Raw genomic sequence first — 21604 nt, forward strand, 5'->3', positions numbered from 1 at the left:
GTTTTCCGCATACTACCCATACAGCACAAATTATGGAAAGTATGTAAGATGCAGGAGGAATTTTTATATGAAAGCTACGGGAATTGTAAGAAGGATTGACGACCTGGGAAGGGTGGTCATTCCGAAGGAAATACGAAGGACGCTGCGGATCCGGGAGGGCACGCCGCTGGAGATTTTTACCGACCGGGAGGGCGAGATCATCCTGAAAAAATATTCGCCCATCGGGGAGCTGGGGGCTTTCGCAGGGCAGTATGCGGAGTCACTGGCCCAGACCACGGGGCTGACGGTGTGTGTCTGTGACCGGGATCAGGTCATTGCCGTGTCCGGCGGCTCCCGAAAAGAACTGCTGGGCAAAAATATTAGCCGCCAGCTGGAGACGGTCATCGAGGACCGGGAAAATATTCTGGTGGACAATAAGGAGTATAAATATATTCAGATCACAGACAACGACCGGGAGGATTTTACCGGCGAAGCCGTGAGCCCCATTCTCTGTGAGGGGGATGCCATCGGCGCGGTGGTGATCTTAAGCAGGGAACCCAAGCAGCTGCTGGGAGAGACGGAACAGAAGCTGGCCATTTCTGCCGCCGGGTTCCTGGGAAAACAGATGGAGCAGTGATCATAAAAACGCCGCATCTGGACAGAAAAATCTGCTCAGATGCGGCGCTTTTTTAAATTTTATTTATAGATCTTCATGGAGTAGTCCTGGATGAGCTGTTTTTTCATGGCGTACAGCTTGTCTGACAGGTCTACATATACCTGATGCGGGTTGATGAGTCGGCGGGACTCATCCCACAGGGTGTTCTGTTCCTCGATGGCGTACTGCCGGATATCCATCACTGCCGGAGATTCGTACACACAGACGCCGTCCTTGAATACGGGAACCATGATCTCCCGCATCTCATAGGTGCCGCCCTTCAGGGTGGTCTTCTTCCACGTCTCGATGGGATCGAAGATGGTCAGATCCTGTTCAGGATCGAAGGTCTCCTCCACCAGGGTGATCAGGTCGGCCTTGATCTTGTGGGAATCCTTTTCATAAATACGGATGATCTTCTTGTTGCCGGGGTTGGTGACCTTCTCGGTGTTTTCGGAAAGCTTGATCTTCGGCAGGAAGCTGCCGTCGGGCTGACGGATGGCAGCCAGCTTGTATACACCGCCGAATGCGGGGCAGTCCTTGGAGGTGATCAGGTTCGTTCCCACACCCCAGGAGGTGATGGCTGCGCCCTGGGCCTTCAGGCTGTCGATCAGGTTCTCGTCCAGATCGCTGGAGGCAGAGATGATAGCATCCGGGAATCCGGCATCATCCAGCATCTTTCTGGCTTTCTTGGACAGGTAAGCCAGGTCACCGCTGTCCAGACGGATGCCGTAGAACTTCATCGGGTTGCCTTCTTCCCGCATTTCCTTGAAAACGCGGATGGCAGCAGGCACGCCTTTTTTCAGTGTGTCGTAGGTGTCCACCAGCAAAATGCAGGCATCGGGATACAGCTTAGAATAGGTCTTGAATGCGGTATATTCATCGGGGAAGCTCATGATCCAGCTGTGGGCATGGGTTCCCTTGACCGGTACGTTGAAAAGCTGGCCGGTCAGCACGTTGGAGGTGCCGATGCATCCGCCGATCATGGCTGCGCGGGCACCGTAAATACCGGCGTCAGGGCCCTGGGCACGGCGCAGGCCGAACTCCATGATGCCGTCCCCCTTGGCTGCGTAAACGACGCGGGCCGTCTTGGTGGCGATCAGGCTCTGGTGGTTGATGATGTTCAGGATGGCGGTTTCCACCAGCTGTGCCTCCATGATGGGCGCGATAACCTTGATCATGGGCTCCCGGGGGAACATGACCGTTCCTTCGGGAATGGCGTAAATGTCACCGCTGAAATGGAAATTCGCCAGATAATCGAGAAAATCATCGGTGAAACAGTGCAGACTCCGCAGGTAAGCGATGTCCTCCTCATCAAAGCGAAGATTCTTGATATAATCGATGACCTGATCCAAGCCGGCAGACAGGGCAAAGCCGTTGCCGCACGGATTGACGCGGTAAAAGGCATCGAAAATAACGGTTTCGTTCTTCTTGCTCTCGAAGTAACCCTGCATCATGGTCAGTTCATAAAGATCCGTCAGCAGAGTCAGGTTCATTGTACTCATAATTACAATACGCTCTCTTTCATAGTAATAATGTTTTCATTTCCTAATACTCATTTTTGTCTGGGTCTATCTTTGAAGTATAACTTATAAAATACCACAACTGGCGCAAATAAGCAAGGTTTTCCTGTAAATATACAGGTGTAATGACAGTAAAAAGTTACTGTTTATATATTCAAATTTTCGTGCAAGAATGAAATCTGTCCACAAGAACATACAAATGAACGGTAACTAAAAAATACAGCCTGAACGCGCTGTTTACAAAAAGGTGTCCCTGATGCACACGGACAGATTCAGTTCGTGTCAGCATTGTGCGGACGTTTGTCCGCTGCTGAATCCAACATGGCAGGCAACGGCAGCGGCAGCCGCTGGATGAGCCCGATGATCTGGCCGGACAGCAGCACTGTCAGGATGGAGTAAATGATGCGCTGAAAGGGGATATAGCTTAAGGACAGCACCAGTACAACGAAATCCGTCAGCAGGTAGACCGTCTGGATCTTCCAGTGGGTCAGGTGGGAGAGGCTCATGGCCAGGGCGTCATCTCCCCCGGCGGCGCCGCCCACCCGCACGCACAGTCCGGCACCGATGCCCACAAAGCAGGCACCCACCAGCGAAGCGATGAGGGGATGCTGGGCGATCTGGGGCCACAGAGGCGGAAACTGCTCACAGATGCCATAGGTCACGGAGAAGCTGGTGGACGCCACGGCAGAGCAGAAGATGAACCACTTGCCGAACAGCCGCCAGCCCATCACGTAGCAGATGGCATTCATGACAAAGTTGGAAATAGACGGGGAAATGTGGAACCAATGCTCCAGCAGCAGGGTTGCGCCCAGTACCCCGCCCTCGGTGATCCTGGAAATCGAGTGTACGTGATACATGCCGAAAGCCAGAAAGGCGCTGGCCAGAATGGCGGTCACGGTGCTGATGCCCATATCCCGCCAGGAATATTTTTTCTTATATAGAAAAGACAGCTGCAAAATAAAACCTCCCGAAAACGCAGATTGCGATTGACTGCGCACAAAAGTGAACATATATTATGATTTGGTTCCTCACATGTGCGGATATAACACGATATTCCCATAGAAGAGAGAAAAGTGTGTAATAAGAGTATCATAAAGTGGAAGTTCAATTTAGGCAAGGAGAACTTACCTAAATAGAGTAAATAAAAATAAAAGGAAAATAAAATTAAAAATTTTTGTAAAAAAGGCTTGCATTTTCCTGAAACATCCTGTATAATTCTCTTTGTTGGTAAGCGATGGGCTATCGCCAAATGGTAAGGCAACGGACTCTGACTCCGTCATTTCAAGGTTCGAATCCTTGTAGCCCAGTTTGCAGAAGAGGCTGTCTCAGATTCCTGGGGCAGCCTTTGTTGTTACTAAACAAGCACCGGCCAAGGGAAAGAAAGATGCGCCGGGACTGTGCGGGATGGGTTCCTGCTATTGCTATGGCTAGAGAAGGAAAGGAAGGAACAGGATGTACAGCTTTAAGAGCAGAGTGCGTTACAGTGAAGTGGGCAGTGACCAGAAGCTTTCTCTGGGTGGCCTGATCAATTATTTTCAGGATTGCAGTACATTTCATTCAGAAGATCTGGGATTGGGCATCGAATACATGGGGCCGAAGGGACAGGCGTGGATTCTTTCTTCCTGGCAGATCGTCATCAAACGGTTCCCGAAGCTCCTGGAGGAGATTGAGACAGGTACCTGGGCCTACGATTTCAAAGGTTTTTACGGCATGCGTAATTACGCCATGAAGGATGCGGCCGGGGAGATGATCGCCTGGGCCAATTCCCTGTGGATCTTCATGGATGTGAACACCGGACGGCCCATCCGCATCACGCCGGAGCAGCTGCAGGGCTATACCAAGGAGGAAAGGCTGCCCATGGATTATGCCAGCCGGAAGCTGCCCATGCCGGAGGACATGACGCCCCAGGAGGGGATCGTCGTGCAGAAGCACCAGATCGACACAAATCAGCACGTAAACAACGGCCAGTATGTGATCATGGCCATGGATTATCTGCCTGCGGATTATACGGTGGGGCAGATGCGGGCGGAATATAAGATTTCCGCCAGACTGGGGGATGTGATCATTCCTTATACTAAGGAGGAGAACGGGATCTACACCGTTGGCCTGTGCAACGAAGAGAAGAAGCCCTACGCGGTGGTGGAATTTTCCCCGCAGGAGGCATAGAAAGGACGGAAAGACATGTTAAAATTAGGAGAAGTACAGACACTGACAGTCATTAAAAAAGTAGAGTTCGGCATTTATCTGGGCCTGGAGGACAACCCGGAGGAGCGGGTGCTGCTGCCGGGCAAGCAGGTGCCGGAGGGAACGAAGGTGGGCGATACGCTGGACGTGTTCCTTTACAAGGATTCCAGAGACCGGCTCATTGCCACCACCAGAGAACCCAAGGTGACGCTGGGCGGCCTGGCGGAGCTGACCGTTGCCGAGATCGGCAAGATCGGTGCATTCCTGGACTGGGGCCTGGAGAAGGATCTGTTCCTGCCCTTCCGGGAGCAGACGAGACGGGTGCGCAAGGGCGAGACATGCCTAGTGGCGCTCTACATCGACAAGAGTGAGCGGCTGTGTGCCACCATGAACGTGTATCCTTATCTGCGGACGGATTCGCCTTACAAGAAGGACGATCATGTAAAAGGCACTATCTATGAGACGAGCAAGGAGTTCGGTGTGTTCGTGGCTGTGGACAACTGCTACTCTGCCCTGATCCCCAGAAGGGAGTGCTTCGGCGAGCTGCCGGTGGGCAAAGAGGTGGAGGCCCGGGTCACAGAGGTGAAGGAAGACGGCAAGCTGAACTTAAGTATCCGGGAGAAAAGCTACTTACAGATGGACAAGGATGCAGAGCTGGTCATGCAGGTGATCAACGAGTTCGAGGGTGTCCTGCCTTTTAATGACAAAGTATCCCCGGAGGTCATCGACCGGGAATTTGGTTTGAGCAAAAATGCCTTCAAGCGGGCGGTGGGACGGCTTCTGAAGGAGAAGAAGATCGTCATCACCGAGAATCGAATTATGAAAGTGAAATGAGAACCGATTTCAGACAACGCAAATTTGTCCGGGATGGACAATAATATCCGTGACGAAAGTGGTCTGCATCGGTTCACATACGGACAGGATGAGACGTGGCAGCAGCGAATACCAGATATCATAATAGAAGAATGGTTACAGAATGTGAAAGGAGAATCATCGTTATGACAAAAAAAGCAATCAGCACAGACAAGGCACCGGCAGCCATCGGCCCCTATTCCCAGGCCATTGAGATCGGCAATCTGATCTTCACCTCCGGCGTGATCCCGGTGGTTCCGGCCACAGGGGAGATCCCTTCCGGTGTGGAGGCACAGGCAGAGCAGGCATTTGCCAACCTGACAGAGCTTCTGAAGGCAGCAGGCACTTCCACAGAGAAAACCGTGAAAACCACCGTATTTATCAAGAACATGGACGACTTTGGAAAGATCAATGAGATCTATGCCAGATACTTCCAGGGCGTTTTCCCGGCAAGATCCTGTGTAGAAGTGGCAAGATTGCCCAAAGATGTGCTCATCGAAATCGAAGCCATTGCGGAAAAATAGAAAAGAATCCCCAAAAGCCCCGTTTTTTCGGGGCTTTTCTGCTGTTTTTCACAAACTTCAAAAAAACATCAAAAATCGTTTGATTTTTAACAGTTCCATGCTATAATCAAGGCGAAAAGCAAGAAATGAGAAGAGTACAGAAGATTATGAGGAGGAATTGGGTATGAAGATTCAGAACATTACAAACGTAGACGGATTTTTTAAAGTAATTGACAGCTGCAAGGGCAAAGTAGAGCTGATCACCAGTGAGGGCGATGTATTAAACCTGAAATCCAAATTATGCCAGTATGTTTCCCTGGCAAATATTTTTTCCAATCAGGCGTACATTCCGGAGCTGGAGCTGAAAGCTTATGATGAGGGCGACGTAGAGAAGCTGATCGACTTCATGATGAGCGGTAACTAATCGTTTGACAGAAATAGAAATGAGATGAGAGAAGTCTCCGCTGGCAGAGAATGCCGGACGGGGACTTTTCTTTTTGCATCAGACCTTTTTTCACATACAAAAAGATGTTATACTATAAAATACGACAGAAAAAACAGGGAGGATCGCCATGGAATTTACACATCTGCATGTCCACACGGAGTACAGCCTGCTGGACGGTTCGAATAAGATCAAAGAGTGCATTCAGCGGGTAAAGGAGCTGGGCATGGACAGCTGTGCCATCACCGACCATGGCGTCATGTTCGGCGTCATTGATTTTTACCGGGCGGCCAGGGAGGCGGGCATCAATCCGATCCTGGGCTGTGAGGTGTATGTGGCGCCCAATTCCCGGTTTGACCGTGAGGTTGGCGGCGGTGAGGACCGGTATTATCATCTGGTGCTGCTGGCGGAGAACAACACAGGCTATGCCAACCTGATGAAAATTGTGTCCAAGGGCTTCGTGGAGGGCTATTATTACCGTCCGAGGGTGGACAAGGAGCTTTTGAAAAAATACCACGAGGGTATCATCGCTTTGAGCGCCTGCCTGGCCGGAGAGGTGCCCCGTTACATTCAGAAAAATTTATACGATGAGGCGAAGAAGCGGGCGCTGGAGTACCGGGATATTTTCGGGGAAAACAATTACTTCCTGGAGCTGCAGGATCACGGCATTCCCCAGCAGCAGACGGTGAACCAGCAGCTGCTGCGCATGAGCCAGGAGACGGGCATTCCGCTGGTGGTGACCAACGATGTGCACTACACCTACGAGGAGGATGCGGTGCCCCACGACATTCTGCTCTGCCTGCAGACGGGCAAGAAGCTGGCGGACGAGGACCGGATGCGCTACGAGGGCGGTCAGTATTACCTGAAATCCCCGGAGGAGATGGAGCGGCTGTTCCCCTATGCCAAAGAGGCCATTGCCAATACTCATAAGATTGCAGAGCGCTGTCATGTGGAGATCGAGTTCGGCGTGACGAAGTTGCCCCGGTACGACGTGCCCGACGGGTATACGTCCTGGGAATACCTGAATAAACTGTGTGATGAGGGATTTGCAAGGCGTTACCCGGACGACGACGGAACCTTGCGCAAACAGCTGGACTACGAGTTGTCCATCATCCAGAAAATGGGTTACGTGGATTATTTCCTGATTGTATGGGATTTCATCAATTATGCCAGAAGCCAGGACATCATGGTGGGCCCAGGCCGTGGATCGGCGGCAGGCAGCATCGTTTCCTATGCCCTGGGCATCACGAACATTGATCCGGTGCGGTATCAGCTGCTGTTTGAGCGTTTCCTGAATCCGGAGCGGGTGTCCATGCCAGATATTGACGTGGATTTCTGCTTCGAACGGCGGCAGGAGGTCATCGACTATGTGGTGCGCAAATACGGCAAAGACCGGGTGGTGCAGATCGTCACCTTCGGTACGCTGGCGGCCAAGGGTGTCATCCGGGACGTGGGCCGAGTCATGGATCTGCCCTATTCCTTCGTGGATTCCATTGCAAAAATGGTGCCCAACGAGCTGAACATCACCATAGACAAGGCGCTGGTGGAAAATCCCGAGCTGCGCAAGATATACCAGACTGACGAGCGGGTGAAGAACCTCATCGACATGTCCAAGCGGCTGGAGGGGCTGCCCCGGCACACGTCCATGCATGCGGCGGGCGTGGTCATCAGCCAGAAGGAAGTGGACGATTACGTGCCCCTGTCCCGGGCATCCGACGGTTCCATCACCACCCAGTTTACCATGACGACGCTGGAAGAACTGGGCCTTTTGAAAATGGATTTCCTGGGCCTTCGCACCCTGACGGTGATCCAGAACGCGGTGCGCATGGCGGAGAAAAGCAGTGGAAAACACATCGACATCGATCACATTGATTTTGACGATAAAGCGGTACTGGATTCCCTGGGCACCGGCAAGACCGACGGCGTGTTCCAGCTGGAAAGTACGGGCATGAAAAACTTCATGAAGGAGTTGAAGCCCCAGAGCCTGGAGGACATCATCGCCGGCATTTCCCTGTACCGTCCGGGCCCCATGGATTTCATCCCCCAGTACATCCGGGGCAAAAATCATCCCGAGACGATCACCTACGACTGCCCGGAGCTGGAATCCATCCTGAAACCCACCTACGGCTGTATCGTTTACCAGGAGCAGGTCATGCAGATCGTGCAGAAGCTGGCCGGGTATACGCTGGGCCGAAGCGATCTGGTGCGCCGTGCCATGTCCAAGAAAAAAGCGGCTGTCATGGAAAAGGAGCGCCGCAATTTCGTGTACGGCAACCCGGAGGAGGGGGTGCCCGGCTGTATCGCCCGAGGCATTTCCGAGCAGGTGGCCAACAAGATTTACGACGAAATGATCGATTTCGCAAAATATGCCTTCAACAAATCCCATGCGGCGGCCTATGCGGTGGTATCTTATCAGACAGCCTGGTTAAAATACTACTATCCGGTGGAATTTATGGCGGCGCTCATGACGTCGGTCATTGATAACCCGGGAAAAGTTTCCGAATATATTCTGACCTGCCGGCAGATGGGTATTCAGATCCTGCCCCCGGACATCAACGAGGGCGAGGGCGGTTTTTCCGTTTCCGGGCAGAACATCCGCTACGGTCTGACGGCCATCAAGAGCATCGGCCGCCCGGTCATTGCAGCGCTGGTAAAGGAACGCCAGGAAAACGGTCCCTACAAGGATCTGAAGGATTTCATCAGCCGTCTGACCAGCAAGGAGGTCAACAAGCGTACCATCGAAAACTTCATCAAAGCCGGCGCCCTGGACAACATGGGCGGTACAAGACGGCAGCTGATGATGGTGTACGTGCAGATCATGGATCAGGTCAATCAGGAGAAAAAATATTCCATGACCGGCCAGATGAGCCTGTTTGATTTTGTGGGGGAAGAGGAGAAAAAGGATTTCGACATTCCCATGCCCAACGTGGGCGAGTATGATAAGGAAACGATGCTTGCTTTTGAAAAAGAAGTGCTGGGCATTTATGTCAGCGGCCATCCGCTGGAAAAATATGAGGAGCGCTGGAGAAAGAGCATCACGGCGGTGACGGCGGATTTCCAGTGGGACGACGAGGTACATGCGGCCAAGGTACACGACGGCGCCCGGGCGGTCATTGGCGGCATGCTCGCGGAAAAAACGATCAAATATACGAAAAACAACCAGGTGATGGCATTTCTCACCATCGAGGATCTGGTGGGAACGGTGGAGGTCATCGTTTTTCCCCGGGATTATGAGAAAAACGCCCCGCTGCTCACGGAGGATGCCAAGATTTTTGTGGTGGGACGGGTGTCCGGCGAGGAGGAGAAGGCCAGCAAGCTCATCTGCGAGAAAATCGTGCCCTTTGACGAGGCCAGAAAAGAGCTTTGGATCAAGTTCCCGGATCCGGCAGCCTATCAGGAAAAGGCAGCTGAACTGATGCCCATTCTGCGCCAGTCCGACGGGCAGGACAGTGTGGTGATTTACGTGGAGAATCCAAAAGCCATGAAGCGTCTGCCGCCTTCTGACAGCGTGTCTGCGGATGATGGGCTCATCGAACAGCTGGTGTCAATTTTTGGCAGAGAGAATGTGAAACTTGTGGAGAAAGGCATTGAAAATACAGGGCGGATGCTTTAAAATAAGATGGGATTAGGAGTATTGGGTACAGATAAACAGGGACAGGAGGAAGAGTTATGGCAAAGGAAATCCATACAATAGGTGTCCTGACCAGCGGCGGAGATGCGCCGGGGATGAATGCTGCCATTCGGGCAGTGGTTCGCCGGGCGATTATCAGTGGCCGGAAGGTGAAAGGCATTAAGAAGGGCTATAATGGTCTTCTCAATGAGGAGATTGTGGATATGGATGTGACATCGGTTTCCGATATCATCCAGCGGGGCGGAACCGTTCTTTATACCGCAAGATGTAAGGAATTTGTTACCCCGGAGGGGCAGAAGGAAGGCGCAGAGATCTGCAGGAAGCACGGTATCGACGGGCTTATCGTTATCGGCGGAGACGGATCTTTCAGGGGCGCACAGAAGCTGGCCGCTCTGGGCATCAATACGGTGGGCATTCCGGGAACCATTGACCTGGACATCGCCTGCACCGATTATACCATTGGATTTGACACGGCAGTGAATACGGCCATGGAGGCCATTGACAAGGTGCGCGACACCTCCACCTCCCATGAGCGGTGCAGCATCATCGAGGTTATGGGAAGAAATGCCGGATATCTGGCGCTCTGGTGCGGCATTGCCAACGGCGCGGAGGATATTCTCCTTCCCGAGCGATACGATTACGATGAGCAGAAGCTCATTGACAATATCATCAACAACCGGAAAAAAGGCAAGAAGCATCATATCATCGTCAACGCAGAGGGTATCGGCCACTCCGCCAGTATGGCGAAACGCATCGAGGCAGCCACAGGTGTGGAGACGAGAGCAACGATCCTGGGCCACATGCAGCGCGGCGGCAGCCCCACCTGCAGAGACCGGGTATACGCATCCATGATGGGCGCTTATGCGGTGGATCTTTTGTGTGAAGGCAAGAGTAACCGCGTGGTGGCATACAAGAACGGTGCATTTGTGGATTATGATATTGATGAGGCGCTGGCCATGAAGAAGGACATCTCGGCTTACGAGTTCGAGGTCAGCAGAACCCTGTCGGTGTAAGATTACGGGAGTGCGCAGCACGGAGCAATTCGGGTAATCTGTATATGTAGATAAATAATAGGAAGCGTAAAGGGCAGTTTCATGGGCGAGAGACGGGAACTGCCCCTTTTGCTGAAAATAAGATCGATCATTGACGGCAGAGCGGAAAATGGTGTTTGTTGTAAAACACGATGACCAGCTGTGAAACGTGATAAAGAGAGAGAATAGGAAATGACGATGATAACGAGTACATCCAACAGTCAGGTAAAAGAAATTATTCAGATCAATACGAAGGGAAAAGCGAGACGGGAGAGCGGCCTGTTTGTGACGGAGGGCATCCGCATGTTTCGGGAGGCCCCGGCGGACCGGATCGAGAAAATTTATGCCTCCGAAAGCTTTTCTCAGAATGAGGCACACGCTCGGGTATTGGAAGAAAAACTGGCCCAGTGTGGAAAAGACCGGCTGGAGCTGGTGTCAGACCGGGTGTTTGCTGCTTTGTCGGATACCAAGACGCCCCAGGGTGTCCTCTGTCTTGTGCGGCAGTACCGCTACGGACTGGACGATCTTTTACAGAAACCATCTCCCTGCGTCATGGTGCTGGAAAATCTGCAGGATCCCGGCAATCTGGGCACCATTCTGCGGGCGGGCGAGGGCGCCGGGATCTCCGGTGTGCTCATGAACCGGGGCTGTGTGGACATCTACAATCCCAAGACTATCCGCTCCACCATGGGTTCCGTGTACCGTGTGCCTTTTTGTTATACCGAAGATCTGGCAGCGGGGATCGCAAAGCTGAAAAAAGCCGGGATCCCGGTATTTGCGGCCCATTTGCAGGGCAGCTGTGCCTATGATGAGCCGGATTATCACAGAGGCTGTGCTTTTCTCATCGGAAACGAGGGAAACGGCCTGACGGAGGAGACGGCGGCGCTGGCTGATCAGTACATTCGCATTCCCATGGAGGGCCAGGTGGAATCCCTCAATGCGGGTGTGGCGTCCGCGTTGCTCATGTACGAGGCATTCCGACAGAGAAGACAGGGGTAGCAGGTATTATCACGTTCGATTTTCTGACCACTTTTGGATGCTTGAATAAGGTTGTTTGTGACAGAGCTGCCGGTGTTCATTTTTGCTGCGACCAGGTTGGCAATCGTGTTCGGAAGAAACGAGCAGAGTTTTGTAAAGAAAAAACTTTACAAATGATAGGAGAACTGCTAGTATAATTATTACAAATATATTACGACCGGGTGTGTTTATGAAAAGAAAAAGTAACAATTCAGGCAGACAGGTTCGCTCCCAGGAGGAGATCGAGGCGCGTCGGGAGGCCCGCCGCAAGTACTACGAGGAGATGGAAGCCTTCGAGCGGGATCTGCCGGATTTTATTTTTGCAGATGAGCAGACGGACAGCAGGGAAGAACTGACAGAAGAATTTGATGCAAATACACATAATAATATAGAAGAAAACGAAAATCACGAGGACTTCGGGAGCGGGAAAGCTTCCGGAGCTGTTTTTGCGTCTGCTGGAAAGCGGCAGAAGCGGGCAGCAGATGAAACCCTGGAGGAATCTCGTCAGGAGCAGGCAGCAGACGGAATCTTTACAGGATCTCGTCAGGAACAGACAGCAGGCAGAATTTTTACAGAGCCGCGATATGCAGCAACGCAGCAGACCGAAGAAGAGGATGAGGACATCCCCCGGCGGCCCAGAAAAGCAGTGGTACAGTCCGAGGAGATCAGCAAGCAGCAAACGGCCATGATGGATACGGATGCCGTGCAGGAAGCTGTCCGGGCATCCAGGACGAAGGCAGCGAAAAGATCCAGCCGGATGGAAGAGAAGAAGGCTGATACCATACCCTATCAGACAGAGGATATGGCTGATTTTGACGAGGCAGAGATAACAGAAGACACAGCAGCAGAAGCAGCCCCTGTGAAGAAGAAAAAGGCGTCCGCCAAGTCCGGCAGAAAATCTGTCAGTGATAAGTCTGGCACAGGAAAGACCGACAGGAAAAAGTCCGGGCAGTTGAAATCCGTCAGCTCCAAATCTGCCACCGGGAAAAAGAAAAAGTCTTCCGGCAAACGCACATCCTCTTCCAGAAAACACAGAAGGCGCAGAAAGAACTGGAAACCGGCAGTGATCGCGGCATCTCTGGCAGTGGTGGTACTGGGCGGCGGCGGGTTTGGCCTGCACGCGCTGGGCATCATCGGCGGAAGAGAACTGTATGCGGTGTACGTCAACAACACGCTGGTGGGTAAGGTGGAAGATCCCAGTACTGGCCGTGACACCTACCTGCAGGTGCGCAGAGAGGTGGTTTCCAACGCGGACTTCATGGTGCTCATGGAGGCGGACTGTGACATCCGCAAGGTGGAGACGCTGGTGAAGCTTCCCTCCAAGGAAGAAGACCTGCAGAACAACATGAAGCAGGCGCTGGAAGATACCATTGTGGGCACGGTGGACAAAGCCTACACGGTGAAAATCAACGATTATATTGTAAACCTTCAGGATAAAAACGAAGTGGTGGAGCTGCTGGATGCGGTGAAGAGCCCTTACGATACGGATAATCAGTATTCCGTACAGCTGGTGGCCGACACTTCCAAGGAACTGACCAGCCTCACAACCCAGATTGTGAAAACCGAGGAAAGTTCCGATATTGCCGGTGTGGCATCGGCAGATGACGGCCAGGCGCAGGAATTACTGGCAGCTGCGGGAGAGGGAGAAGATGCCGGTGCAGAGGAAGAAGCCGCTGCTGATACGGAAAATCTTCCCGAATCCACTGGGGAAGGCGACGGCCTGAAAAACCTGGCATTTGTGGAAAATATCGAGATCGCGGAGTCTTATGTGTCTGCGGACAGCATTTCCACGCTGGAGCAGGCCATTGAAGATGTGACAAAAGAAAAAGAAGAGAACCAGACCTACGAGGTGACTTCCGGCGACTGTCTTTCCGTTGTGGCAGAGAAAAATGACATGACGGTGGCAAAGTTGCTGGAGATCAATCCTGACCTGGACGAGGACACCGTGCTGCAGATCGGCGACGAGATCACCGTCACCACGCCCGAGCCGGAGCTCTCTGTGGTAACCCAGGAAGAAGTTTCCTATGAGGAAGACTACGAAGAGCCGGTGCAGTACGTGGACAACGACAGCTGGTACACCACCAAGGAAGTGGTGACCCAGGAAGCTTCTACGGGACATCGGAAGGTCACTGCTCTTGTGACATACAAAAATGGAAATGAGACCGGGCGGGAAATCATTGCCCAGACCATTGTGACAGAGGCAAAGCCCAAGATCATTGAGCGTGGTACCCAGGCACCGCCTACCTATATCAAGCCCATTTCCGGCGGCCGTTACAGCTCCGGATTTGGAAAACGCTGGGGCAGAATGCACAAAGGTGTAGACTGGGCATGCTCTGTGGGAACCGCAGTAAAGGCATCCTGCGGCGGCACCGTTGTCAGTGCTGGCTGGTCCAACGGCTACGGCTATTGCATCACCATCCGTCATCCCGACGGCAAACAGACCCGTTATGCACATTTGAGCAAAATCCTTGTTTCGTCCGGAAAATCCGTCAAGCAGGGAGACAAGATCGCTCTCAGCGGCAATACGGGAAGAAGTACCGGACCGCATATCCATTTTGAAATACTGGTCAACGGCTCCCAGGTCAATCCACTCAAGTATTTGAACTAACCAGTGCAGCGCGATTTTGCGAATGGCGCGCACCAGTATTTACAAATGGTGATGATGTGGTATAATATAGGGAACATAAATAAGTTAAAAAAATGACATAGCAGGTGTTTCCCATGCCTGCGCGGGTTTATGATAGAATATGCAACAACAGAGTTCGAGGTGTGATATGGAACAATACGTAATTAAAGGCGGCAACCCCCTGGTCGGCGAAGTAGAGATCGGCGGTGCCAAGAATGCCGCACTTGCCATTCTGGCAGCAGCAATTATGACAGATGAGACCGTATTGGTTGAAAATATACCGGATGTAAGAGATACCAACGTCCTGCTTCAGGCCATCGAAGGCATTGGTGCGCGGGTAGACCGCAAGGATCGCCACACTGTGGAGATCAACGGCTCCGCCATTGACGCGCTGAACGTGGACAATGAATACATCAAGAAGATCAGAGCTTCCTATTATCTGCTGGGCGCTCTGCTTGGTAAATACAAGAAGGCCGAGGTGCCGCTTCCGGGCGGATGCAACATCGGCAGCCGTCCCATTGACCAGCATCTGAAAGGATTCCGGGCACTGGGCGCAGACGTGAAGATCGAGCATGGCTTTGTTATTGCAGAGGCACAGAACCTGCACGGCAGCCATATTTATCTGGACGTTGTTTCTGTGGGCGCTACCATCAATATCATGATGGCCGCTTCCCTGGCAGCAGGCAACACCATTCTGGAAAATGCAGCCAAAGAGCCCCACGTGGTAGATGTGGCCAACTTCCTGAACAGCATGGGCGCCAACATCAAGGGCGCAGGCACCGATGTGATCCGTATCCAGGGTGTGCCAAAGCTCCATCAGACGGAGTATTCCATCATCCCCGATCAGATCGAGGCCGGTACCTTCATGTTTGCGGCAGCGGCAACCCAGGGCGATGTGATGGTAAAAAATGTCATCCCCAAGCATCTGGAAGCAACCACAGCGAAGCTTATCGAGATTGGCTGTGAGGTAGAAGAGTTTGACGATGCGGTACGTGTCGTATCCTCCAAGGGACTGCACCATACCCACGTGAAGACGCTGCCTTACCCGGGCTTCCCTACAGACATGCAGCCGCAGATCGCGGTGGCACTGGCACTGTCCGAGGGAACCAGTATCGTGACGGAGAGCATTTTCGAAAATCGTTTTAAATATGTGGACGAGCTTTCACGCATGGGCGCCAACATCAAGGTAGAGGGCAACACCGCCATCATCAATGGTGTGAGCAAATACACTGGGGCCCATGTCAGCGCACCGGATCTGCGTGCAGGCGCAGCACTGGTCATCGCTGGACTGGCAGCGGAAGGCATCACCATCGTGGATGATATCGAGTACATCGAGCGCGGTTATGAGAGCTTTGAGGAAAAATTAAGTAGCCTCGGCGCCATGATGGAAAAAGTATCCAGTGAAAAAGAAATCCAGAAATTCCGTTTAAAAGTCGGTTGATAAAAGAAAAAAACAAAGCCGCTGCAGAGAAATTGAACATGCAGCGGCTGATTTGTTTACAAATAAAGAAGAAAGGAAAAAACGATGAGAAGAAGTGACAGAGAGATCAAAGACCGGGCAGAGCTGCTGGATGTGATATCCCGCTGCGATGTGTGCCGCCTGGCGCTGAATGACGAAGAAGGATATCCTTATATTTTGCCGTTGAATTTTGGTGAAAAAGACGTGGACGGGCAGCTGACCCTCTATTTTCACGGTGCCATGGAAGGTAAGAAATATGAACTCATGGAGAAAGATCCCCGGGCCAGCTTCGAGATGGACTGCTCCCATGAGCTGTTCATGAATGATGAGAAAATGAGCTGTACCATGAAGTATGAGAGCGTCATCGGCCGCGGCAGACTGGAACTGGTGCCGGAGGAAGAAAAAGAAGAAGCGCTGGCCATTCTCATGCGACACTATCATCAGGAGGATTTCCCTTTTGGACGGGCGGCTATGCCAAAAACGAAGGTATTTCGTCTCGTTGTAGAGCAGATGACGGGAAAACGAAGATAAGGATTATTATAAAAAAAATAAGAGGACTTCCGTCGAGGTGCCATGAGTGGCATTCCTGACAGAAGTCCTTTATTTTATGATAGAAAATTGCGTCCTATCTTTTGCGATAAATTACGCCTGTGAAGCGCCGCGGAAGATCACATCTTTATAACCGTTCAGCAGCTTCAGAACAATATATCCCAGGATCCCACAGCCGAGCACTTCTCCGGCGCCAACAGTCAGCATCATAAAAGGAATGCTCAAAGGCTCGCCGTAGCCGTATTTCAGTACAAACGGAACGATCAGCGTGTTGGCAATGATCGGCGGAAGCGGCACCAGAATGGGGTGCTTACGCACATACCAGGAACCATAGGCACCGATCAGCGTGGCGATACTGCCGAACACAATATCCGGTAAGATCGCACCGCCCAGCGTGTTGGCGATCAGGCATCCGATAAACAGGCCGGGGATCGCTGCCGGTGTAAAATAAGGCAGGATCGTCAGCGCTTCTGCAAATCGAAGCTGCACCGGGCCGAAGCTTACGCTTGCGCCTACAATGGTGAGCACCACGTAGATGGCAGCGATCATGGCTGCCTGGTTCATGAATAAAACCTTGTTCTCTTTCATATTCAGTTCTCCTTTAGTTTTGTTTTACGAGTGGAAGGTCACGAACACTCGATTCATTTTCGCACAGCAATGAGTCAGGCAGCCATGCTTGCATGGATATCTGACGAATGCCGCGGAGGCATATACCACCGGTATATGACCTACGCCGGGAATCGGCGAAAGCCCGATAAGACCTTGTTTTTGTGGGCTTTGTAACAGGCGATAGTATAACATGGTACAAAACAAAAATCAAGGTTTGTCCGAAATTTGTCCGAGCCGGGAAATAAACCTATATTTCAAAACTGCTGAAATCAATGTACAGATCTTCATAGATACCGGCCTTGACGGTATCTGCGAAGGTATATTGCTCGGAATCGCTGGCATCGAAGTTATAAACCAGGATCAGATTTTTGGCAGGATCAACAATCCAGTATTCCCGGACGCCAGCCGTGCGGTATTTGAACAGTTTTGTGAAATAATCCATGCGTTTGCTGCCGGGGGATACAATTTCAATGATCCAGTCAGGCGCACCGCTGCAGCCCTTATCAGTGAGTTTGGATGTGTCACAGATGACGGATATATCCGGCTCCACGTAATTTCTGTCGTCCTCATTCAGAAATACGGCAAATGGGGCAGCATAAACCTGGCAGGTGCCGTGATGGCTGTCAATATAATGATCAATCAAACTGGCCAGCCGTGTGGAAATTCGTTGGTGTATTCGTGAGGGCGGTGCCATATAGTAAATCTGCCCGTCAATGAGTTCCGCGCGGGTTCCTTCCGGCAATGCGTAAATATCTTCCGTGGTGTAATCTTCTCGTTGCAGGAATGGCATAAAAACACATCCTTTCTGAAGGTTAAGATATTTGTATTTGTCTGCTCTGTACATAGTATAACATAAAAAACAAATAACGTGAAATAAAGAATGTGCCTTGGCACATTCTCGCGCCGAGGCGCGGTTGCTTCAGCAACCATCTACTCATGGCGCCGAGTGCGCACCCTCGCGGAGCGTTTTATATGGTAGGACGAATTTTCCTATCATATAAAAATAGCATTTGCTATCTTTATAAATCCCTCTCTAAGAAAGTTGCAAACTGGCGTTTCCTGCGCTATAATCAGGGGTGACACTTCGGTTCTGCCGGAGGCAAGGGAAAAAGGGAAGCTTCCGGGATTTCCGGGAGCGAGAAGAGAATTTATAAACAGGGAGAAAGAAAATGGAACTGATTACCGTAAGAGAGATTTACAGAAACAAAGAAGAATATATCGGAAAGCAGATTCAGGTGGGCGGATGGATCCGAAGCATCCGTGATTCCAAGGCATTTGGATTTATCGTCCTGTCTGACGGAAGCTTTTTTGAGCCACTGCAGATTGTATACCATGACACCATGGACAATTTTGCGCAGGTTTCCAAGCTGAACGTGGGAAGCGCGATCATCGTCACCGGTACGCTGGTGGCAACGCCCCAGGCCAAGCAGCCTTTTGAGATCCAGGCAGACACGGTGGAGATCGAAGGCATGTCCACACCGGATTATCCGCTGCAGAAGAAGCGCCACAGCTTTGAGTACCTGAGAACCATCAGCCATCTCCGCCCGAGAACAAATACGTTCCAGGCTGTTTTCCGCGTGCGTTCCATCATCGCCTATGCGATCCACAAATTTTTCCAGGAGAGAGATTTTGTTTACGTGCACACTCCCCTGATCACGGGCAGTGACTGCGAGGGTGCAGGCGAGATGTTCCAGGTGACGACGCTGGATCTGAACAACGTGCCGAAGACCAAGGACGGCAAGGTGGACTACAGCCAGGATTTCTTTGGAAAAGAGACGAACCTGACGGTCAGCGGCCAGCTGAACGTGGAGACGTTTGCCTGCGCATTCCGCAATGTGTATACATTTGGCCCGACTTTCCGCGCAGAGAATTCCAACACCACCCGTCATGCGGCTGAGTTCTGGATGATCGAGCCCGAGCTGGCATTTGCCGACCTGAAGGACAACATGATCGTGGCGGAATCCATGCTGAAATACGTGATCCGCTATGTGATGGAGCATGCGCCGGAGGAAATGCAGTTCTTTAACCAGTTTGTGGACAAGGGCCTGCTGGAGCGCCTGAACACAGTGGTGAATTCCGAGTTCGGCCATGTGACCTACACCGAGGCTGTGGACATTCTCATGCAGCACAACGATGAGTTTGAGTATAAAGTATTCTGGGGATGTGACCTGCAGACCGAGCATGAGCGCTACCTGACCGAGAAGATTTACAAGCGCCCGGTATTTGTCACCGATTATCCGAAGGAGATCAAGGCCTTCTATATGAAGATGAACGAGGACAACAAGACAGTGGCAGCTATGGATCTGCTGGTGCCGGGCATCGGCGAGATCATCGGCGGCAGCCAGCGTGAGGACGATTACGGCAAGCTGAAAGCCCGCATGGAGGAGCTGGGTCTGAAGGAAGAGGATTATGATTTCTATCTGGATCTGCGGAAATACGGTTCCGTGCGTCACTCCGGTTTTGGCCTGGGCTTCGAGCGCTGCGTCATGTATCTGACCGGCATGGGCAACATCAGAGACGTGATCCCGTTCCCGAGAACAGTCAATAACTGCGAGCTGTAATACCAAAACTAAGGAAATAACGGGGAGAATGGTGAGAAAGGAGGGCGCATGGCAGAGAAAATTGTCATCGTAGATGATGAGAAGGAAATTGCAGATGTGGTGGAGCTGTATCTGAAAAACGAAGACTACGAGGTGCACAAGTTTTATAATGGAAAGGATACGCTGGCTTTTCTGGAAAAAGAAGAACCGGATCTGGCCATTCTCGACGTGATGCTCCCGGACATTGACGGTTTCACCATTCTCCAGAAGATCCGTGAAACGTACAAGTTTCCGGTGATCATGCTGACGGCAAAATCCGAGTATCTGGACAAGATCACCGGTCTGACGCTGGGGGCGGACGATTATATTGCCAAGCCCTTCAATCCGTTGGAGCTGGTTGCCCGAGTAAAAGCGCAGCTGCGTCGGTTTACCCAGTACAACAGCGAGGAGCGGCGGCAGTCGGACAATGTGATCGATTTTGCCGGGCTTTTGCTGAACAAGGACACCCATCAGTGCATTTATAATGAAAAAGAACTGACACTGACGCCCATTGAGTTCAACATCTTGTGGATCCTCTGTGAAAATCGGGGCCAGGTCATCAGCTCTGAGCGTCTTTTTGAGCAGGTATGGGGCGAAAGATATTTTAAAAACAGCAACAATACGGTGATGGTGCATATCCGGCATCTGCGGGAGAAAATGAGCGACACCACCGGCAGAAGTGATTTCATCAAGACCGTGTGGGGAGTGGGGTATAAGATTGAAAAATAGCTATCGCACGCTGAAACGGACCATCATTCTGCGCACAATGGAAGTCACGATCCTGACCATTTTTGTGGGCGCGTTCATTCTGGTGTTTTTCGTGGACGGCATTTTGCAGGATGGATTCATCGATGCATTTGTGCGGGCGCTGGGTTTTCTGCATGTATCCGAGCCAACGGCGATCCGCATTTATCAGCTGATCTTCCAGCAAAACAAGCTGCTCATCGTGGTCATCGGCTTTTTCATCCTGTTCATTGCGATTTTTTATCTGACCCTCAACGGTCTGACGAAATACATCGACCAGATCGGCGCGGGCGTGGAAAATATCCTCAGCGATTCCACAGAACCCATTCATCTCATACGGGAGTTGCAGCCGCTGGAGGTGCATATGAACAGCATCAAACGCAAGCTCCGGCAGCGGGAAGAGGAGGCCGCGGAGAGCGAGCAGAAGAAAAATGATCTGCTCATGTATCTGGCCCACGATCTGAAAACGCCGCTGACGTCCATCATTGCGTACCTGAGCATTCTGGATGAGTCGGAAAATATGCCGCCGGAGGAGCGCAAAAAATGTACCCATATTTCGCTGGAAAAGGCGGTGCGGCTGAAAGAACTGATGGATGAGTTTTTCGAGATCACCCGTTTCAGTCTGGAGGATATGGTGCTGGAGCAGAATCCGGTCAACGTGTCCATGATGCTGGAACAGATCGCGGATGAGGCTTATGCGGTGCTGGCGGAAAAGGGCCTGCGCTGTGAGGTGGACATCCACGAGGATCTGACGGTCACAGGCGATGCGGACAAGCTGGCCCGGGTATTTGACAACCTGCTGCGCAACGCCATCAATTACAGCTACCCGGATACGTGCATCCGGATCAGTGCCTGGTCGCAGCAGCAGTGGGTGTATATTGATTTTGTCAATCAGGGGCCTGCCATCCCGGAGAAACAGTTGACCATGATTTTTGAAAAATTCATCCGCATGGACAGTGCGCGTTCCAGCGAAACCGGAGGTGCCGGGCTGGGGCTTGCTATTGCCAAGCAGATTGTCACCGCCCATGGCGGGGAAATCCACGCGGAAAACTGTTCGGAGGGCATCCGCTTCGAGGTGAAGCTGCCCGGGGAAGAATTATAAAAGAATTATAGTTCACGAGCGCCATTCGCATATTTATATGAAAATAAAAGTCGTCGGAAATCGAACGTTTGTTTGAAATTCTGGCGACTTTATGATATGATGAGTGAAAAAGAAAAGGAAGC

18 protein-coding genes and 1 tRNA gene are annotated in these 21604 nt (G+C 51.8%); 15 read left to right on the forward strand and 4 right to left on the reverse strand.

The features are described 5' to 3' along the window. Positions 1–67: 67 nt before the first annotated feature. Positions 68–616, forward strand: coding sequence for a stage V sporulation protein T (gene spoVT / locus RJD28_03050; GenBank protein WNV58530.1), 549 nt, complete (start codon positions 68–70; stop codon positions 614–616). A 59-nt stretch (positions 617–675) separates the two neighbouring features. Here spoVT and RJD28_03055 read toward each other — a convergent pair whose 3' ends face one another. Next, positions 676–2136, reverse strand: coding sequence for a nicotinate phosphoribosyltransferase (locus tag RJD28_03055; GenBank protein ID WNV58531.1), 1461 nt, complete (start codon positions 2134–2136; stop codon positions 676–678). 290 nt (positions 2137–2426) lie between these two features. Then, on the reverse strand, positions 2427–3110 hold the full coding sequence (locus RJD28_03060) for a YitT family protein (protein WNV58532.1): 684 nt from the start codon (positions 3108–3110) through the stop codon (positions 2427–2429). Between the two features lie 279 nt (positions 3111–3389). Between RJD28_03060 and RJD28_03065 the strand changes: the two genes are divergently transcribed. The 11 genes from RJD28_03065 to RJD28_03115 all read left to right on the forward strand — a co-directional run bounded on the left by RJD28_03065 (position 3390) and on the right by RJD28_03115 (position 16430). Then, positions 3390–3461, forward strand: a tRNA-Gln gene (locus RJD28_03065). A 145-nt stretch (positions 3462–3606) separates the two neighbouring features. Further along, positions 3607–4320: a thioesterase gene (locus tag RJD28_03070; GenBank protein WNV58533.1), complete on the forward strand. Its 714-nt coding sequence runs from the start codon at positions 3607–3609 to the stop codon at positions 4318–4320. A 15-nt stretch (positions 4321–4335) separates the two neighbouring features. After that, positions 4336–5172, forward strand: coding sequence for a S1-like domain-containing RNA-binding protein (locus RJD28_03075; protein ID WNV58534.1), 837 nt, complete (start codon positions 4336–4338; stop codon positions 5170–5172). A gap of 164 nt (positions 5173–5336) precedes the next feature. After that, complete coding sequence (locus RJD28_03080) at positions 5337–5714, forward strand: RidA family protein (protein WNV58535.1); 378 nt, start codon at positions 5337–5339, stop codon at positions 5712–5714. A 163-nt stretch (positions 5715–5877) separates the two neighbouring features. Further along, entirely contained in the window at positions 5878–6117 is a 240-nt protein-coding gene (locus tag RJD28_03085) for a polya polymerase (GenBank protein ID WNV58536.1), read from the forward strand. 148 nt (positions 6118–6265) lie between these two features. Further along, a complete protein-coding gene (locus RJD28_03090) occupies positions 6266–9748 on the forward strand; it encodes a DNA polymerase III subunit alpha (GenBank protein ID WNV58537.1) in 3483 nt (1160 codons plus the stop codon). 56 nt (positions 9749–9804) lie between these two features. Beyond that, on the forward strand, positions 9805–10779 hold the full coding sequence (gene pfkA / locus RJD28_03095) for a 6-phosphofructokinase (protein ID WNV58538.1): 975 nt from the start codon (positions 9805–9807) through the stop codon (positions 10777–10779). A gap of 216 nt (positions 10780–10995) precedes the next feature. Next, entirely contained in the window at positions 10996–11796 is an 801-nt protein-coding gene (locus tag RJD28_03100) for an RNA methyltransferase (protein WNV59548.1), read from the forward strand. Positions 11797–12004: 208 nt separating this feature from the next. After that, positions 12005–14422, forward strand: a complete 2418-nt coding sequence (locus RJD28_03105) for a peptidoglycan DD-metalloendopeptidase family protein (protein WNV58539.1) — start codon at positions 12005–12007, stop codon at positions 14420–14422. A gap of 166 nt (positions 14423–14588) precedes the next feature. Then, positions 14589–15881 (forward strand): UDP-N-acetylglucosamine 1-carboxyvinyltransferase, encoded by a 1293-nt coding sequence (locus RJD28_03110; GenBank protein ID WNV58540.1) that lies wholly within the window; start codon positions 14589–14591, stop codon positions 15879–15881. A gap of 84 nt (positions 15882–15965) precedes the next feature. After that, positions 15966–16430 (forward strand): pyridoxamine 5'-phosphate oxidase family protein, encoded by a 465-nt coding sequence (locus RJD28_03115; GenBank protein WNV58541.1) that lies wholly within the window; start codon positions 15966–15968, stop codon positions 16428–16430. A 111-nt stretch (positions 16431–16541) separates the two neighbouring features. Here RJD28_03115 and RJD28_03120 read toward each other — a convergent pair whose 3' ends face one another. Both RJD28_03120 and RJD28_03125 read right to left on the reverse strand, forming a co-directional pair. Further along, positions 16542–17036 (reverse strand): QueT transporter family protein, encoded by a 495-nt coding sequence (locus tag RJD28_03120; GenBank protein ID WNV58542.1) that lies wholly within the window; start codon positions 17034–17036, stop codon positions 16542–16544. 268 nt (positions 17037–17304) lie between these two features. Next, the gene (locus tag RJD28_03125) at positions 17305–17847 is read right to left on the reverse strand and encodes a Uma2 family endonuclease (GenBank protein ID WNV58543.1); all 543 of its coding nucleotides are present in this window, start codon (positions 17845–17847) and stop codon (positions 17305–17307) included. A gap of 379 nt (positions 17848–18226) precedes the next feature. Here RJD28_03125 and asnS point away from each other — a divergent pair, with 379 nt between their 5' ends. The 3 genes from asnS to RJD28_03140 are packed head-to-tail and all read left to right on the forward strand — an operon-like array spanning position 18227 to position 21482. Then, positions 18227–19618: an asparagine--tRNA ligase gene (gene asnS, locus RJD28_03130; GenBank protein WNV58544.1), complete on the forward strand. Its 1392-nt coding sequence runs from the start codon at positions 18227–18229 to the stop codon at positions 19616–19618. Between the two features lie 48 nt (positions 19619–19666). Next, positions 19667–20365, forward strand: a complete 699-nt coding sequence (gene vanR / locus RJD28_03135) for a VanR-ABDEGLN family response regulator transcription factor (GenBank protein ID WNV58545.1) — start codon at positions 19667–19669, stop codon at positions 20363–20365. After that, complete coding sequence (locus RJD28_03140; protein ID WNV58546.1) at positions 20355–21482, forward strand: HAMP domain-containing sensor histidine kinase; 1128 nt, start codon at positions 20355–20357, stop codon at positions 21480–21482. The genes vanR and RJD28_03140 overlap by 11 nt, the downstream gene beginning before the upstream one ends. The last annotated feature ends 122 nt before the right edge of the window (positions 21483–21604 follow it).

The sequence above is a fragment of the Oscillospiraceae bacterium NTUH-002-81 genome (assembly GCA_032620915.1).
Lineage (GTDB): Bacteria > Bacillota > Clostridia > Lachnospirales > Lachnospiraceae > JAGTTR01.

What these genes read in the sequence shown, in the direction of transcription:
- RJD28_03115 (WNV58541.1), top strand. Translation starts at nt 15,966, where the DNA reads ATGAGAAGAAGTGACAGAGAGATCAAAGACCGGGCAGAGCTGCTGGAT.
- RJD28_03075 (WNV58534.1), top strand. Translation starts at nt 4,336, where the DNA reads ATGTTAAAATTAGGAGAAGTACAGACACTGACAGTCATTAAAAAAGTA.
- vanR (WNV58545.1), top strand. Translation starts at nt 19,667, where the DNA reads ATGGCAGAGAAAATTGTCATCGTAGATGATGAGAAGGAAATTGCAGAT.
- RJD28_03070 (WNV58533.1), top strand. Translation starts at nt 3,607, where the DNA reads ATGTACAGCTTTAAGAGCAGAGTGCGTTACAGTGAAGTGGGCAGTGAC.
- RJD28_03100 (WNV59548.1), top strand. Translation starts at nt 10,996, where the DNA reads ATGATAACGAGTACATCCAACAGTCAGGTAAAAGAAATTATTCAGATC.
- spoVT (WNV58530.1), top strand. Translation starts at nt 68, where the DNA reads ATGAAAGCTACGGGAATTGTAAGAAGGATTGACGACCTGGGAAGGGTG.
- RJD28_03105 (WNV58539.1), top strand. Translation starts at nt 12,005, where the DNA reads ATGAAAAGAAAAAGTAACAATTCAGGCAGACAGGTTCGCTCCCAGGAG.
- RJD28_03090 (WNV58537.1), top strand. Translation starts at nt 6,266, where the DNA reads ATGGAATTTACACATCTGCATGTCCACACGGAGTACAGCCTGCTGGAC.
- RJD28_03120 (WNV58542.1), bottom strand. Translation starts at nt 17,036, where the DNA reads ATGAAAGAGAACAAGGTTTTATTCATGAACCAGGCAGCCATGATCGCT.
- RJD28_03055 (WNV58531.1), bottom strand. Translation starts at nt 2,136, where the DNA reads ATGAGTACAATGAACCTGACTCTGCTGACGGATCTTTATGAACTGACC.
- RJD28_03125 (WNV58543.1), bottom strand. Translation starts at nt 17,847, where the DNA reads ATGCCATTCCTGCAACGAGAAGATTACACCACGGAAGATATTTACGCA.
- asnS (WNV58544.1), top strand. Translation starts at nt 18,227, where the DNA reads ATGGAACTGATTACCGTAAGAGAGATTTACAGAAACAAAGAAGAATAT.
- RJD28_03085 (WNV58536.1), top strand. Translation starts at nt 5,878, where the DNA reads ATGAAGATTCAGAACATTACAAACGTAGACGGATTTTTTAAAGTAATT.
- RJD28_03110 (WNV58540.1), top strand. Translation starts at nt 14,589, where the DNA reads ATGGAACAATACGTAATTAAAGGCGGCAACCCCCTGGTCGGCGAAGTA.
- pfkA (WNV58538.1), top strand. Translation starts at nt 9,805, where the DNA reads ATGGCAAAGGAAATCCATACAATAGGTGTCCTGACCAGCGGCGGAGAT.
- RJD28_03080 (WNV58535.1), top strand. Translation starts at nt 5,337, where the DNA reads ATGACAAAAAAAGCAATCAGCACAGACAAGGCACCGGCAGCCATCGGC.